Here is a 14637-nt window from a genome sequence, read left to right as displayed (position 1 = left end):
GAGTACTCGACGACGGCGTTCCTGAAGGGTCTGAAGCAGGTCGACGGGTGGCAGGACATGCCGCTGACCAAGGCCGCCCAGACCGTGCAGGTGTCGGCCTACCCGTTCCACTACGCCCAGTGGGAGCAGCAGGCCGCCGACCTGGTTGCCAAGCACTGGAACAACTGACAACCGCACAGGCAGGACCTGAACCGCTGGCCGGCACCCGACACGGGTGCCGGCCAGCGGCGTACCCGCAGCCGAACGCCGGGCGCCGGGCCCGGGTCAGCGGCGGCGGGACGCCCACCAGCGCGCGGCCAGGGCGGCCACGCTGCCCCAGATGCCGCGCCGGAACAGCAGCACGACGAGGACGAAGATGCCGCCGGTGACCAGACCGATCGTCTCGAAGCCGGAGAACGACAGCCAGTCCTCCAGGCGCACCACGACGGCCGCGCCGAGCACCCCGCCCCAGAGCGTGCCGATCCCGCCGAGCACCACCACGATGACGGCCTTGCCGGAGGTGGTCCAGTGCAGCACCTCCAGCGAGACGAAGCGGTGCCCCACCGCGAACAGCCCGCCGCCGAGCCCGGCGATGAAGCCGGAGAGCACGAACGCGGTCAGTTTGTACCGGTGCACCGGGTAGCCCAGGGCGCGGGCCCGGGCCGGGTTGTCGCGGATGCCGACCAGCACCCGGCCGAACGGCGAGTTCACGATCCGCCAGGCGGCGAGGAGACCGAGCAGCACGATCGGCAGGATCGCGTAGTAGAAGTAGTAGTCGTCGGTCAGGTCCAGCCCGAACAGCTCGCGGGGCACGCCCTGGAGGCCGTTCTCGCCCTGGGTCACCGAGCGCCACTCGTTGGCGACGTAGTAGACCATCTGCGCGAAAGCCAGCGTGACCATGGCGAAGTAGATGCCGGTCCGCTTCACCGCCAGGTAGCCGATCGGCACCGCGAGCACCGCCGCCGCGAGGGCCCCGGCGAGCACCGCGGCCGGGAACGGCAGCCCGACGTGGATCGCCACCAGGCCGGTGACGTACGCCGAGGTGCCCCAGAACGCGGCGTGCCCGAAGGACATCAGGCCGGTGAAGCCGAGCAGCAGGTCCACCGCGACGGCGAACAGCGCCCAGCAGAGGATGTCCACGGCGACCGCCGGGTAGAGCCCGTTGGGCAGCCAGAACGCCACCAGCAGCCCGACGGCGAGCAGCGCGTACCGGACCCAGCCGGGCGCGCGGGCGACGGTGAGCAGCCCGGCCGGCGCGGCCGGACGCGCGGCGTCGGCCGAGGTGTCCACAGTGCTCGTCATGCCGGTGCCTCCTCACGGCCGAACAGCCCGGCCGGGCGCCAGAGCAGTACCACGGCCATCACGATGAAGACGATCGTCTGCGACACGATCGGGAACTCCGAGAGGTACGCCTCACCCCACGCCTGGACCAGCCCGATGCCGAAACCGGCGGCGACCGAGCCGAAGATCGAGCCCAGCCCGCCGATCACCACCACGGCGAAGACCACGATGATCAGGTCGGCGCCCATCAGCGGGTTGACCGCCCGCATCGGCGCGGCGAGCACGCCGGCCAGCCCGGCCAGGCCGATGCCGAACCCGAAGACCGGGGTGACCCAGCGCCCGACGTTGATGCCGAACGCCCGGGTCAGCTCCGGCCGCTCGGTCGACGCCCGGACCACCATGCCGATCCGGGTGCGGGTGAGCACCCACCAGACGCCGACGCAGACGGCCACCGCGAAGCCGAGGATGAACACCCGGTAGGTGGGGAAGTCGAAGAGCCCGAAGTCGACCGAGCCGCTCAGCGCGGACGGGGTGGCGTACGGGCTGGACTGCACGCCGTACCGGAGCTTCACCAGGTCCTGCAGGATCAGCGTCAACCCGAAGGTGAGCAGGAAGTTGTAGAGCGGGTCCAGCCGGGTGAGCCGGTGGATGAACGCCCGCTCCAGCGCCATGCCGAGCAGGCCGAGGCCCACCGGCATGATCACCAGCGCCGCCCAGAACGGCACGCCCGCCTCGCTGAGCAGCACGTACGCGCCGAAGGCGCCGAGCATGTAGAACGCCCCGTGGGCGAAGTTGACCACTCGCAGCATGCCGAAGATGACCGCGAGCCCGAGGGCGAGCAGGGCGTAGAACGCCCCGCTCACCAACCCGTTGAACGTGTTCTGCAGGAAGCCGGTCATCGGCCCGTCACATCTTGCACGCCGACGACGGCGTGGCGAACGCCTCGGCGGCGGGGATGGTCTTGAGCACCTTGACGTAGTCCCACGGCTCGGTGACCTCGGACTGCGGCTTCACCTGCGCCAGGTACGCGTCGTGGATGACCCGGTGGTCCTCGGCGCGGATCTTGCCGTTGCGCAGGAAGACGTCGTTGACCTCCTTGCCCTCCAGCCCCTTGACCACCGTGTCGGCGTCGTCGCTGCCGGCGGCCTGCACGGCCTCCAGGTACTGCGTCGCGGCGGAGTAGTTGGCCGCGTGCGCGAAGGACGGCCGGGTGCCGGTCTCGGACTGGAACCGGTCGGCGAACTCCCGGTTCTGCTGGTCGAAGTTCCAGTACCAGGCGTCGGTGTAGGTGGTGCCGGCGAGCGCGGCCGGGGTGAGCGAGTGGATGTCGGTGATGAACATCAGGCCGACCGCCAGCCCGACGCCCTTGTCCCGCAGCTTGAACTCGTTGTACTGCTTGACCACGTTGACCAGCTCCGCGCCGGCCTGCATGGTACCGAGCACGTCCGGCTTCGGGTTGAGCGTCGGCGCCTTGAGCAGGAAGGTGGAGAAGTCGCCGCTGGTGTTCGGGAACGGCGCCCCGTCCTTGCCGACGACCTTCCCGCCGGCCGCGGTGATGGCGGCGGTGAAGCTCTTCTCCATGTCCTGACCGAAGGCGTAGTTCGGGTACAGGATGTACCAGTTCTTCCCCACCTGCTCGGTGGTGGTCTTGCCGGTGCCGTTGGCCAGCATGTACGTGTCGTACGCGTAGTGGAAGGTGTACTTGTTGCAGCTCTTGCCGGTCAGGTCGGTGGTCGCGGCGCCGATGTTGAAGTAGAGCTTCTTCTTCTCCTTGGCCACGTCGGCCACCTTCAGCGCCGCCGACGAGGTGGGCACGTCGAGGATGAGGTCGACGCCCTTGCGGTCGTACATCTCCTGGGCCTTGCTGTTGGCCACGTCCGGCTTGTTCTGGTGGTCGGCGGTCTCGACGGTGATGTCGGTCGTGATCGCCTTGTCCCCGTGCTTGGCCTTGAAGTCGGCGATGGCCATCTCCACGGCCTTGACCGAGTTCTTCCCGGACAGCTCGGAGTACGCCCCGGACTGGTCGTTCAGCACGCCCAGCACGATCTTGCCCCCGGTCAGCTTCTCGTCCCCGCCCGACTGGGGACCACCGCCGCCGCAGCCGGCGACCAACACCATCGCGGCCGCCGAAGCGGCGGCCACACCCACCGTCCTACGCATGCCCAATTCCTTTCGTCCGCGCGCCGCGCGGGGTCGGTCGTCGAATCATCAGATGCCGAGGTACGACAGGAGCTCGCGCTCCCGCGACCGCACCTCGGAGTTGTCCATCGCCTCCGCGATGCGCCCCTCGGCCAGCAGGTAGTGCCGGTCGGCGACGCCGGTGGCGAAGTGCAGGTTCTGTTCCACCAGCAGCACGGTCACCCCGTGCCGCTTGGCCTCCCGCAGGAGGTCGCCGACCTGCTGCACGAGCAGCGGCGAGAGCCCCTCGGTCGGTTCGTCGCAGAGCAGCAGCCGGGCGCCCATCCGCAGCACCCGGGCCAGCGCGAGCATCTGCTGCTCACCGCCGGAGAGCATGGTGGCGGCCGAGTCCCGCCGCTCGTAGAGGGCGGGGAACGCCTCGTACACCCGCTCCAGCGACCACGGGTCCGGGCCGACGGTCGGCGGCAGGGTGAGGTTCTCGGTCACGGTCAGCGTGGCGTAGCTGCCCCGGTCGTCGGGGACCCAACCGAGCCCGAGCCGCGCCCGCCGGTGCGCCGGGAGTCTGCCGACGTCCCGCCCGTCCAGCTCCACGGTGCCGCGCTGGCCGGAGTGCAGCCCCATCACGCAGCGCAGCAGGGTGGACTTGCCGGCGCCGTTGCGGCCGACCAGGGTGACCACCTCGCCGGCCCCCACCTCCAGGCTGACCTCCCGCAGCACCTGCGCCTCGCCGTACCAGGCCGACAGGTTCTCAATGCGCAGCATCAGCGGCTCCCAGGTAGGCGGTGATCACACGCTCGTCGGCGCGGACCTCTTCGTACGGACCCTCGACGAGGACCTTGCCGGCCTGCAGGACGGTCACCGTGTCGGCCAGCCGCCCGACCACGCTCATGTTGTGCTCGACCATCACCACGGTCCGGCCCTGCCGGACCCGGGCGATCAGGTCGACGGTCCGGTCGACGTCCTCCAGTCCCATGCCCGCGGTCGGCTCGTCGAGCAGCAGCACCTTCGGGTCCAGGGCCAGCGCGATGGCCAGCTCCAGCGCCCGCTTGCGGCCGTAGGCGAGCGCCTCGGCGGGCGCCTCGGCCAGCTCGGCCAGCCCGACCATGCCGAGCAGTTCGGTGGCCCGGTCGGTGTACCGCCGCATCAGCGCCGACGAGCGCCAGAACCGCCAGCCGAGCCCGCTCGGGCTCTGCAGCGCCAGCTCGACGTGCTCCCGGGCGCTCAGCTGCGGAAAGAGGCTGGTGATCTGGAAGGAGCGGGCCACGCCGAGCCGGGCGACCTGCTCCGGGGGCAGCCCGGTCACGTCCCGCCCGGCCAGCTCGATCCGCCCGCCACTGGGCTTCAGGAAGCCGGTGAGCAGGTTGAACAGGGTCGTCTTGCCGGCCCCGTTCGGGCCGACCAGCGCGTGCACGCTGTCCGGCGCCACGTCGAGGTCGACGCCGTCGACCGCCCGGAAGCCCCGGAAGTCGCGGGTCAGCCCGCGAGCTGACAGGAGCGCTTGCCCGGCCATCGCCACATCCTCCGCAGGTTCGGCGCGACGGTCCGGTCGGTGACCACGGTCACATGGCCGTCGCGTGCAGGAAACCTACGGCCGGGTGTGTGAGTCGAGCCATGTCGATCACCCACATATTCCCCCGCATCGAACCGGGTTCGTCCACCACCCCCGGCCGGTTCGGCCGGGGTTCGGGGTCATCGAGCCCGATCAGTAGGTCGGGTGGTGACGCTCCGGCATGTGGCGCTCCCACGGCGACCGCCGCGGGAGCGTTCCCGGTCACCCGGTCAGGGCGTCCAGCGCCAGGTCGACGTCGTCGGCGGTGGAGTAGAGGTGGAACGAGGCACGCACCCGGCCGGCCCGCACCGCGGCCCGCACGCCGGCCCGCTCCAGCCGCTCCCGCGCGCCGGGCACCTCGACGGTGACGATGGCGCTCTCACCGGGTGGGCGGCCGAGCCCGGCCAGGAACCGGTTGGCCAGCGCCACGTTGTGCGCGTGCACGGCGGGCACGCCGATCTCGGCGAGCAGGTCGAGGGCGGGCGCGGTGCCGACCCAGCTGAACCAGGCCGGTGAGATGTCGTACCGCCGGGCGTCGGCGGCCAGCCGCAGCGGCGGGCCGTAGTAGGAGGCGTGCGGGTCCTCGCCCGCGTACCAGCCGGCGGCGTCCGGGCGCAGCCGGTCGCGCAGCTCGGGGGCCAGGTAGGCGAAGGCGGTGCCGCGCGGCGCCATCAGCCACTTGTACGCGCCGACCACGACCACGTCGGCGCGGGCCGCGTCGAACGGCAGCCAGCCGCACGCCTGGGTGGCGTCCACCGCCACCAGCGCGCCGTGCGCCCGGGCCGCGGCCACGATCTCGTCGTACGGGGCCACCGCGCCGTCGGCGGACTGCACCAGGCTGAACGCGACCAGGTCGGTGTCGGCGTCGATGGCGTCCACCAGCCCGGCCAGCGGCACCGTGCGCACCTCGACCCCGCGCTCGGCCTGCACCAGCCAGGGGAAGAGGTTGGAGGTGAACTCGACCTCGGGCACCACCACGGTCGCGCCGGCCGGCAGCGCCGCGGCGACCGGGGCCAGCAACTGGGACACCACGCTGCCGGTCGCGACGTCGGCGACCGGCACCCCGACCAGGCCGGCGAAGGCGGCCCGGGACCGTTCGGTCGCCTCCCCCCAGCCCTCCCACGAGGTACGCCCCACCCGCCAGTCCGCCAGCGCCTCCTGCACCGCCGTCCAGGCCGGCTCGGGCGGGAGCCCGTAGCTGGCGGTGTTCAGCCAACCCGGCTGCGGCTGCCACAACTTCTGCGCCTGTTCGATCTCCACCCCGCCGACGCTAGCCACCACCGCCGCCCGGCGGCACGGCCAATCCGCCGCTCGCGGCCCACGCTGGCCGACCGGATGGGGCGGCGCCCTCGGCGTCCCGACCGGGCGGGGTCAGGCGGCGGCGCGGAGGGCGCGCAGGCTGCGGCGGACCTCGTCGACGGCCCGGTCCAGCGGCCAGCGGGCGAGGTCGGCCAGCGGGTGCTCGGCGCGCAGCCGGCGTAGCACCGCCAGCCCGACCAGGTAGCCGCAGCGCTTCGGCAGGTCGCCGGCGAGCGGCGAGTCCCGCATCAGGAAGTACGCGTGCGGGGGTCGGTCGCGGATCGCGGCGAGCCGGTCGTGCAGCACGTGCGCCGCCTCGTGCAGCACCAGCAGCGGGTCGTCACCCGGCGGGCCGAGCTGCTCGACGGCGAGGAAGGGGGCGAACCGCCCGTCGAGCCGGTCCGCCCAGCCGTTGGCCCGGTGCAGCCCGACCAGCACCACGCAGTCGACCGGGTCGCCGTCGGCCGCCCAGTCCAGCGCCTCCGCGACGGCCCGGATGCCGGCGGGCAGCAGCGCGCGGTCGAGAGTACCTCCCGATCTTGCCCGATCCCCGCCGGCCCCACGTGCCGGCCCGCCGCACCCGCCCGACGCCTTCCCCGGGTCCGGTCCGGCTGCCCGGGTCCTGTCGAGCTGCCCCACCAACAGGGGCAACGACCGCGAATCCGGCCAGGACCGCGCTGGAACCAGACCGCGCTGGAACCAGGGAGTAGTGGCTTCCCCGCGACGGGAGGGCACTACGTCGAGGATGTTGCGCGATCTTGGGCGGCAGACAGGGCAGCGGAACGCCCAGCAGGATGGGCGCGCCCGCGGGCCGGGTCAGCTGACGTTGGCGGGGCCGAGGACGCTCTTCAGGTCGGCCATCAGCGCGGTGGTGGCCGCGACCCGGAACGGGCCGAGCCGCAGGGTGGTGGTCCTGCTGCCGTTGAGCAGCTTGACGTGCACCTCGGCGTCGCCCGGGTGCAGCACCAGGGTCTCCTTGAGCCGCTCGACCAGTGGCGGGGTGCACCGGGTCACCGGGATGGTGAGGGTGACCGGCTTGTTGGCCGCGCTGGTGCTGACGTCCGGCATGGACATGTCCATCGCCATGATCCGCGGGGTGTCGTCGCGGCGGTCCACCCGCCCCTTCACCACCACGATGGCGTCCTCGGCGATGTACTGCCCGATCACCTCGTAGGTGTTCGGGAAGAAGAGCGTCTCCACCCCGCCGGCGAGGTCCTCCAGGGTGGCCGAGGCCCAGGCTCGACCCTGCTTGGTGACCCGGCGCTGCACGCCGGAGAGGATGCCGGCGAGGGTGACCACCGCGCCGTCCGGAACGGTGCCCTCCTCGGAGAGCGCGGCGATGGTGCAGTCGGCGGCCGCGCCGAGCACGTGCTCCAGGCCGAACAGCGGGTGGTCGGAGACGTAGAGGCCGAGCATCTCCCGCTCGAAGGCCAGCTTGTCCCGCTTGTCCCACTCCCCGTCGCCGATCACCGGCATCGCCACGTTGCTGCTGGTGTCGGTGTCGCCGAAGCCGGCGCCGAAGAGGTCGTACTGGCCGGCGGCCTCGTTGCGCTTCACCCCGGCGTACGCGTCGATCGCCTCCGCGTGCACCGCGAGCAGCGCCTTGCGGGCGTGCCCGAGCGAGTCGAACGCCCCGGCCTTGATCAGCGATTCGATGGTCTTCTTGTTGCAGACCACCGCGTCCACCTTGGACAGGAAGTCGTAGAAGTCGGTGTAGTCGCCCTTCTCCTGCCGGCAGCGCATGATCGCCGACACCACGTTCGCGCCGACGTTGCGGATGGCCGCCAGGCCGAACCGGATGTCCTTGCCGACCGGGGTGAACGGCCCGGCCGAGGTGTTGACGTCGGGCGGCAGCACCTGGATGCCCATCCGCCGGCACTCCGACAGATAGAGCGCCATCTTGTCCTTGTCGTCGCCGACGGAGGTGAGCAGCGCCGCCATGTACTCGGCCGGGTAGTTGGCCTTGAGGTAGCCGGTCCAGTACGACACCAGCCCGTAGCCGGCGGTGTGCGCCTTGTTGAAGGCGTAGTCGGCGAACGGGACCAGGATGTCCCAGAGGGTCTGGATGGCCTCGTCGGAGTAGCCGTTGCTCCGCATGCCGTCGCGGAACGGGATGAACTCCTTGTCGAGGACCTCCTTCTTCTTCTTGCCCATCGCCCGGCGCAGCAGGTCGGCCTTGCCCAGGCTGTAGCCGGCGAGCACCTGCGCGGCGCGCTGCACCTGCTCCTGGTAGACGATCAGGCCGTAGGTGGGGCCGAGGATCTCCTCCAGCGGCTCGGCCAGCTCCGGATGGATCGGGGTGATCTCCTGGAGGCCGTTCTTGCGCAGCGCGTAGTTGGTGTGCGAGTTGGCGCCCATCGGGCCGGGCCGGTAGAGCGCCAGCACCGCGGAGATGTCCTCGAAGTTGTCCGGCTTCATCAGCCGCAGCAGCGAGCGCATCGGCCCGCCGTCGAGCTGGAAGACGCCGAGGGTGTCGCCGCGGGCCAGCAGCTCGTACGTCGGCTTGTCGTCCAGCGGCAGCTTGAGCAGGTCGACGGTGGTGCCGTGGTTGAGGGCGATGTTCTTCAGCGCGTCGTCGATGATGGTGAGGTTGCGCAGGCCGAGGAAGTCCATCTTCAACAGCCCGAGCGACTCGCAGGTCGGGTAGTCGAACTGGGTGATGATCGCCCCGTCGGCGTCCCGGCGCATCAACGGGATGTGCTCGATGATCGGCTCGGCGGACATGATCACGCCGGCCGCGTGCACGCCGGTCTGCCGGATCAGCCCCTCGATGCCGCGGGCGGTGTCGATCACCTTGCGCACGTCCGGGTCGGACTCGTAGAGGCCCCGGATCTCGCCGGCCTCGGCGTAGCGCGGGTGCTTCGGGTCGAAGATGCCCGACAGCGGGATGTCCTTGCCCATCACCGCCGGCGGCATCGCCTTGGTGATCCGGTCGCCCACCGCGTACGGGTAGCCGAGCACCCGGGCCGAGTCCTTGATCGCGGCCTTCGCCTTGATCGTGCCGAAGGTGGCGATCTGGGCGACCTTGTCCTCGCCCCACTTCTCGGTGACGTACTTGATGACCTCACCGCGCCGGCGCTCGTCGAAGTCGATGTCGACATCCGGCATCGAGACGCGCTCGGGGTTGAGGAACCGCTCGAAGATCAGCCCGTGCGGGATCGGGTCGAGGTCGGTGATGCCCAGCGCGTACGCCACCAGCGAGCCGGCGGCGGAGCCACGGCCCGGGCCCACCGCGATGCCCTGGCTCTTGGCCCACTGGATGAAGTCGGCGACCACGAGGAAGTACGACGGGAAGCCCATCTGGATGATGACGCCCAGCTCGTACTCGGCCTGCTTGACGTGCCCTTCCGGGATGCCCTCGGGGTAGCGGCGGGCCAGCCCGGCGAAGGTCTCCTTGCGGAACCAGGACTCCTCGGTCTCGCCCTCCGGCACCGGGAAGCGCGGCATCAGGTTGCGGAACTCGAACATCCCGGTCGGGTCGACCTTCTCGGCCACCAGCAGCGTGTTGCGGCAGCCCTCCAGCCACACGTCGGAGCCGTCCACGCCGCGCATCTCGTCGGCGGACTTGATGTAGTAGCCGCTGCCGCCGAACTTGAACCGGTTCGGGTCGGCGATGTTGCTGCCGGTCTGCACGCAGAGCAGCACGTCGTGCGACTCGGACTGGGCCTCGTGGGTGTAGTGCGAGTCGTTGGTGACCACCGGCGGGATGCCGAGCTTGCGACCGACCTCCAGCAGGCCGTCGCGGACCCGCTTCTCGATGTCCAGGCCGTGGTCCATCAGCTCCAGGAAGTAGTTCTCCCGGCCGAAGATCTCCTGGTACTTGGCCGCCGCCTCCAGCGCCTGCGCCTCCTGGCCCAGCCGCAGCCGGGTCTGCACCTCGCCGGAGGGGCAGCCGGTGGTGGCCATCAGGCCGTCGGCGTACTCGGCGATCAGCTCGGCGTCCATCCGCGGCCACTTGACGAAGAAACCCTCGGTGTACGCGCGGGAGGTCAGCGCAAACAGGTTGTGCAGGCCGGTCTTGTTCCGCGCCCAGATCGTCTTGTGGGTGTAGCCGCCGCTGCCGGAGACGTCGTCGCTCTTCTGCTCCGGCCGGCCCCACTTGACCCGCTGCTTGTGGAAGCGCGACTCCGGCGCCACGTACGCCTCGATGCCCAGGATCGGGGTGACCCCGGCCGCCATCGCCTGCTTGTAGAAGTCGTGCGCGCCGTGCATGTTGCCGTGGTCGGTCATCGCCACCGCCGGCATCCCCTGCCGGCTGACCTCGGCGAACAGATCCTTGAGCCGGGCGGCGCCGTCGAGCATCGAGTACTCCGTGTGCACGTGCAGATGCGCGAACGAATCGCCCATGCGGAGCGCCCCCCGGGGTCGGATCATGGGATGGTCGAGGTCGGTCCGCTTACCCTATCCCCGCCGCGCCGGGCGGCTCCAGCAGCCGCGCGGGCGACCCGCGGGGCCGTGGTGTGGATCTCTTCGACGGCCCCCGGCGACCGGCCGCGCAGTCGGCTGCCGGACTCGCTCTCGCCGCCACCGCGCCGCCGGCCCTAGCCTGGAACGACGGCGGATACCGGCGAGCATTGGACGAGCGGATGCCCCTCGCGGACGGGATCGAGGACCTGGCCGGCGCGGCCGCACGTGGCGACCCGGCGGCGCTCGACGCGCTGCTGGTGGCGGTACGGCCGGAGGTGCTGCGGCTCTGCGCCCGCCTGCTGCCGCACCGCGAGGACGCCGAGGAGGCGTGCCAGGACACCCTGCTCGCGCTCGCCCGGGGGATCAGCCGGTTCGAGCGGCGCTCGTCGTTCCACACCTGGCTCTACCGGCTCGCCGCCAACCGGGCCCGCTCCACCTACCGGGTGCTGCGGCGGCGCTGGTTGGTCGAGGCCGGCGGGGTGCCGCTGCCCGACCGGCCCGACCCGCGGCGCACCAGCGTGGTCGCCGGCACCCGGCTCGACCTGCTCGACGCGCTCGACGCGGTCCGCCCCGAGTTGGCCGAGGTGGTCACCCTGCGCGACGTGCTGGAGCTGAGCTACCGCGAGATCGCCGACCTGCTCGACGTGCCGGAGGGCACCGTGAAGTCCCGGGTCCACCTGGCCCGCCAGCAGGTCCGGCAGCGGCTGGCCGATGAGTAGGAGCGGGGCGTGCGGGCCGCTCGCCGCGGCCGTCCTCGCCGTGGTCGCGGGGGTCACCGGGTGTGGCGGCGACACCCCCGTCTCGCCGCTGCCCGTCCAGCCGCCGGCACCGGTCGCCGCCAGCGCCACCCCGACCGGCCCGGCCGCCGGCACCACCCCGCCGACCCCGCCGGGCCCGTCGACCGTCGCGCCGACGAGCCGGCGTCCCGCGCCGGTCGGGCCCGCGTCCACGACCCGGAGCAGGGGTACCCGCACGCCGTCACCGACGAACGCCTGCCACGGCCCGATCCGCTACGACATCGTCCTCGCCGAGACCGAGCTGGAACTGATCAGGTCCCTCTGCTTCGCGGCCGGCGCGGTGCTGCGCATCCAGGGCATCGGGCCCGGCCTGGTCACCGTGGACCGGGAGGACCTGGTCTCCCGCCACTACGAGGCGGGAGTGGTGGACATCCGCTTCGTGCGGGCCGGCACCGTGGCGGTGACCATCCCGCAGGACGGCCGGGAGCACACCATCACCGTGGTGGTGGTGTAGGACGACCGGGGGCGGTCCGGGTCAGCGTGGGCCTCCGCCGAAGCCGATCTCGTTCCCGTCGGGATCGACATAGGTGATCTTTCGTACGCCGTTCGAGTAGGTCTCCCGGTTCGCCGGCTCCAGTCCCCGCCCGGCGATCGCGGCCACCCGGGAGTCGAGGTCGTCGACGAAGACGGCGTGCATCGCGTGGCCGGCACGGTCGGGCCGCTGTTCGATGTAGACGAACCGGTGTTCGGCGAGTTCCCAGACCGCCTCGGTGTCGTGCGGAAGGAACGACGGCGGGGCGCCGAGCAGCCGCTCGTACCAGGCCAGCGCCGCGGGGTAGTCGTTGACCGGTATCCCCGCGAACAGGTCGACTGCCATCCCGCCATGCTAGTCGGACGGCGGGCCTCGTCCGGGGGACGCCGGCGGGCCACCCGGGCTGGCGCGTCTAGTCGTCCCGTACCCGCACCTCGGCGAGGAGCGCGTCGACGAAGTCCGTCCCCGCATCCGGCGGCGGCACCACCTGTACGTAGAGCAGGCCGGCCGGACCGGCCAGCCCGGCCGCCTCGACGATCACCGGCCGGCCGCGCGGGCAGGCGTACCCGGCCACCACCCAGTCCACCCCGCCGAGGCGGGCACGCCGCACCGGCGCGGCGGCGCAGTCGGCGTGCGGCCGCTCGGCGAGGAAGCCCTCGGGGCCGGTCCGCCGGGCGAGGCCGGCGGAGAGGCCGACGAAGGCTCCCGGCACGCCGGGGTCGGCCGCCCAGCGGGCCGGGTCCGGCGAGATGACCAACGCCGGTTCGAGGTCGCCGTCGTCGCCGTACCGGCCGGCCCAGCCGGTGCCGGTGGCCCGCCAGCCCGCTGGCAGGGTGACCGTGACCGGACCGCTGCTCGCGGTGGCGTCGCGGGCGCGACCCGGACGGGCCGCGTCGCCGGCCGCCCCGCCCAGCGTGACGAGCACCAGCACGCCCGCCGCGACCAGCCCGGCCCGGCGCCGGCCCACCCCGGACGGCGGGCCAGCCGGCGTCCCCCCGGCGGATCCGTCGAGCCCGGATTCCGACGCGGATTCGCCGGGCCCGGACCACGTCGCGGCGGCTCGGTCGCGGCGGGACCGCGCGGAAGCGGTCCGCAGCGCGGCGCGGAAGGTTGCCGCGTCCGGGTAGCGGTCGGCCGGGCGGTGCGCGGTGGCCCGGCGGAGCACCGCGACCACCGCCGGCGGGACGCCGGGGCGCGGCCGGACCGGCACGCCGCGCCGGTCGCGCAGAGCAGCGTCACGCCGAGCCGGCCCAGCCCGAACACGTCGGCGCGGGTGTCCACCACGGCGAGCGGGTCGTCCTGTTCGGGGGCCATGTAGCCGGGAGTGCCCGCCCGGGCGGTCAGCCCGGAGGCGGCGGCGAGCGCCTTGGCCAGCCCCAGGTCGGCGACGAGCACCCGCTCGCCGCCGGGGCCGGACCGGAACAGGATGTTGCCCGGCGTCACGTCGCGGTGCACCACCCCGTGCCGGTGCAGCACGGCGACCCCGGCCGCGACCTCGTCGAGCAGGTCCACGGCCGACGCCACCGGCAACGGGCCGCCGGCCAGCCGGTCCCGCAGGCTGCCGCCGTCCGCCCAGGCCAGCACCGCGTACGGCCGGCCGTCGGGCAGCTCGCCCACCGCGTGCACCCGGACCAGCCGGTCGTGGTCGAGCCGCCGCAGCAGCCGGGCCTCGTCCAGGAAACGTTCCCGCACCCGCAGGTCGTGGCTCCAGTTCTCGGCCAGCACCTTGATCGCCACCCGGGAGTCGAGCACCGGGTCGTGCCCGAGCCAGACCGTCGCGAACGACCCCGCCCCGAGCAGCCGCTCGATCCGGTAGGAGCCGATCCGCACCGGAGCGGTCATGGCGCCACCTCCGCGATCCGCCTCTCCGGCGGAGCCTCCGCCTCGACCGTAGACGGCCGGCCCGGCCGGCGGCACTCCCCGACCGGCCGGCCGCGCCGCGTCCGGCGCCGGGTCGGGAACCCGACGAACCGATCCGGTGCGGCCGGAGACCAACAGGACAGGAGACACCGCACCCAGGAGGAGAACCCACCATGAACCGACTCTCGTCCGTCGTCGTCGCGGGGGCGCTGGCCCTCGCCACGATCGGCACCGTCGCGGCCCCGGCCGTCGCCCGGCCCGACGCCGGCCGCACCGCCACCGCCACCGGTCCCGCCCACACGGCCACCACCCAGCCGGTCGCCCGGGTGACCGCGGCCCGGCCGGCACAGGTCGAGGTGCTCGGCGTGCGCGGCACCGGCCCGTACCGGATCGGCGCCCGGCTGGACCGGCTCGTCGCCACCGGCCGGATCGACTGGACCGCGCCCGGCTGCGCCGGGGTGGTGCACGCCGGCGCCACCGGCGAGTGGGCCGGCGTGATCCTGCTGGCCTTCCGGCACGGCCGCCTGGTGGAGGTGGGCACCGCCACCGCGCCGCCGCGCTCGCCCGCCGGGGCGGCGGTCGGCATGTCCTTCGCCGAGCTGGAGCGGATCTACGGCCCGCGCGGCGCGCTGATCAGCAACAACGCCGGGGACGCCACGGCCTACCTGGTCCGCTTCGGGTCCCGGGTCGAGCTGTTCACCGGCCACCCGATCCGGCCGGGTGTCGGCTACTTCCAGGTCGGCCCGGCGTCCTACGTCGAGCGCACCTTCCGGCAGGGCGCCGCCTGCTGAACCTCTGGGTGGGAACTGCACGGGCGGGCGGTGGCCGATCGGCCACCGCCCGCCGCCGGGACG

General features: G+C 72.8%; 13 protein-coding genes and 1 pseudogene. 3 read left to right on the top strand and 11 right to left on the bottom strand.

Going from position 1 to position 14637, the window contains the following annotated elements:
* Positions 1-264: 264 nt before the first annotated feature.
* The 8 genes from AC1WTP_RS29270 to dnaE all read right to left on the bottom strand — a co-directional run bounded on the left by AC1WTP_RS29270 (position 265) and on the right by dnaE (position 10594).
* Positions 265-1281 (bottom strand): branched-chain amino acid ABC transporter permease, encoded by a 1017-nt coding sequence (locus tag AC1WTP_RS29270; protein WP_481652465.1) that lies wholly within the window; start codon positions 1279-1281, stop codon positions 265-267.
* Positions 1278-2159 carry a branched-chain amino acid ABC transporter permease gene (locus AC1WTP_RS29265; protein WP_481652464.1) on the bottom strand — a complete coding sequence of 294 codons (882 nt, stop codon included), beginning with the start codon at positions 2157-2159 and terminating at the stop codon, positions 1278-1280. The genes AC1WTP_RS29270 and AC1WTP_RS29265 overlap by 4 nt, the downstream gene beginning before the upstream one ends.
* 7 nt (positions 2160-2166) lie before the next feature.
* Positions 2167-3420 (bottom strand): ABC transporter substrate-binding protein, encoded by a 1254-nt coding sequence (locus AC1WTP_RS29260; protein WP_481652463.1) that lies wholly within the window; start codon positions 3418-3420, stop codon positions 2167-2169.
* A 48-nt stretch (positions 3421-3468) separates the two neighbouring features.
* The gene (locus AC1WTP_RS29255; RefSeq protein ID WP_481652462.1) at positions 3469-4161 is read right to left on the bottom strand and encodes an ABC transporter ATP-binding protein; all 693 of its coding nucleotides are present in this window, start codon (positions 4159-4161) and stop codon (positions 3469-3471) included.
* On the bottom strand, positions 4148-4909 hold the full coding sequence (locus AC1WTP_RS29250) for an ABC transporter ATP-binding protein (protein WP_481652461.1): 762 nt from the start codon (positions 4907-4909) through the stop codon (positions 4148-4150). The genes AC1WTP_RS29255 and AC1WTP_RS29250 overlap by 14 nt, the downstream gene beginning before the upstream one ends.
* 261 nt (positions 4910-5170) lie before the next feature.
* Positions 5171-6208: an aminotransferase class V-fold PLP-dependent enzyme gene (locus AC1WTP_RS29245; RefSeq protein ID WP_481652460.1), complete on the bottom strand. Its 1038-nt coding sequence runs from the start codon at positions 6206-6208 to the stop codon at positions 5171-5173.
* Between the two features lie 111 nt (positions 6209-6319).
* Positions 6320-6898, bottom strand: a complete 579-nt coding sequence (locus AC1WTP_RS29240) for a hypothetical protein (protein ID WP_481652459.1) — start codon at positions 6896-6898, stop codon at positions 6320-6322.
* 165 nt (positions 6899-7063) lie between these two features.
* Positions 7064-10594, bottom strand: a complete 3531-nt coding sequence (gene dnaE, locus AC1WTP_RS29235; protein WP_481652458.1) for a DNA polymerase III subunit alpha — start codon at positions 10592-10594, stop codon at positions 7064-7066.
* Positions 10595-10707: 113 nt separating this feature from the next.
* Between dnaE and AC1WTP_RS29230 the strand changes: the two genes are divergently transcribed.
* Together AC1WTP_RS29230 and AC1WTP_RS29225 are read left to right on the top strand one after the other, a co-directional pair.
* On the top strand, positions 10708-11373 hold the full coding sequence (locus AC1WTP_RS29230) for an RNA polymerase sigma factor (RefSeq protein WP_481652457.1): 666 nt from the start codon (positions 10708-10710) through the stop codon (positions 11371-11373).
* Entirely contained in the window at positions 11366-11905 is a 540-nt protein-coding gene (locus AC1WTP_RS29225) for a hypothetical protein (protein WP_481652456.1), read from the top strand. The genes AC1WTP_RS29230 and AC1WTP_RS29225 overlap by 8 nt, the downstream gene beginning before the upstream one ends.
* A gap of 21 nt (positions 11906-11926) precedes the next feature.
* Here AC1WTP_RS29225 and AC1WTP_RS29220 read toward each other — a convergent pair whose 3' ends face one another.
* The 3 genes and pseudogenes from AC1WTP_RS29220 to AC1WTP_RS29210 all read right to left on the bottom strand — a co-directional run.
* Entirely contained in the window at positions 11927-12268 is a 342-nt protein-coding gene (locus AC1WTP_RS29220; RefSeq protein WP_481652455.1) for a VOC family protein, read from the bottom strand.
* A gap of 67 nt (positions 12269-12335) precedes the next feature.
* Positions 12336-13133, bottom strand: a complete 798-nt coding sequence (locus tag AC1WTP_RS29215) for a serine/threonine-protein kinase (protein WP_481652469.1) — start codon at positions 13131-13133, stop codon at positions 12336-12338.
* A gap of 68 nt (positions 13134-13201) precedes the next feature.
* Positions 13202-13765 (bottom strand): annotated as a pseudogene (locus AC1WTP_RS29210) (serine/threonine-protein kinase); the annotation flags it as partial.
* Between the two features lie 191 nt (positions 13766-13956).
* Here AC1WTP_RS29210 and AC1WTP_RS29205 point away from each other — a divergent pair.
* Positions 13957-14574 carry a hypothetical protein gene (locus tag AC1WTP_RS29205; RefSeq protein WP_481652454.1) on the top strand — a complete coding sequence of 206 codons (618 nt, stop codon included), beginning with the start codon at positions 13957-13959 and terminating at the stop codon, positions 14572-14574.
* Positions 14575-14637 lie beyond the last annotated feature (63 nt).

This window comes from Micromonospora sp. R311 (genome assembly GCF_056780015.1).
The sequence above is the reverse complement of the archived record's forward strand: the minus strand, read 5'-3'. Positions and strand labels throughout refer to the sequence as shown.

Bases quoted from the DNA above. Each gene is read 5' to 3' on its own strand.
- AC1WTP_RS29270 (WP_481652465.1), bottom strand. From the start codon at position 1,281: ATGACGAGCACTGTGGACACCTCGGCCGACGCCGCGCGTCCGGCCGCG.
- AC1WTP_RS29265 (WP_481652464.1), bottom strand. From the start codon at position 2,159: ATGACCGGCTTCCTGCAGAACACGTTCAACGGGTTGGTGAGCGGGGCG.
- AC1WTP_RS29260 (WP_481652463.1), bottom strand. From the start codon at position 3,420: ATGCGTAGGACGGTGGGTGTGGCCGCCGCTTCGGCGGCCGCGATGGTG.
- AC1WTP_RS29255 (WP_481652462.1), bottom strand. From the start codon at position 4,161: ATGCTGCGCATTGAGAACCTGTCGGCCTGGTACGGCGAGGCGCAGGTG.
- AC1WTP_RS29250 (WP_481652461.1), bottom strand. From the start codon at position 4,909: ATGGCCGGGCAAGCGCTCCTGTCAGCTCGCGGGCTGACCCGCGACTTC.
- dnaE (WP_481652458.1), bottom strand. From the start codon at position 10,594: ATGGGCGATTCGTTCGCGCATCTGCACGTGCACACGGAGTACTCGATG.
- AC1WTP_RS29225 (WP_481652456.1), top strand. From the start codon at position 11,366: ATGAGTAGGAGCGGGGCGTGCGGGCCGCTCGCCGCGGCCGTCCTCGCC.
- AC1WTP_RS29220 (WP_481652455.1), bottom strand. From the start codon at position 12,268: ATGGCAGTCGACCTGTTCGCGGGGATACCGGTCAACGACTACCCCGCG.
- AC1WTP_RS29205 (WP_481652454.1), top strand. From the start codon at position 13,957: ATGAACCGACTCTCGTCCGTCGTCGTCGCGGGGGCGCTGGCCCTCGCC.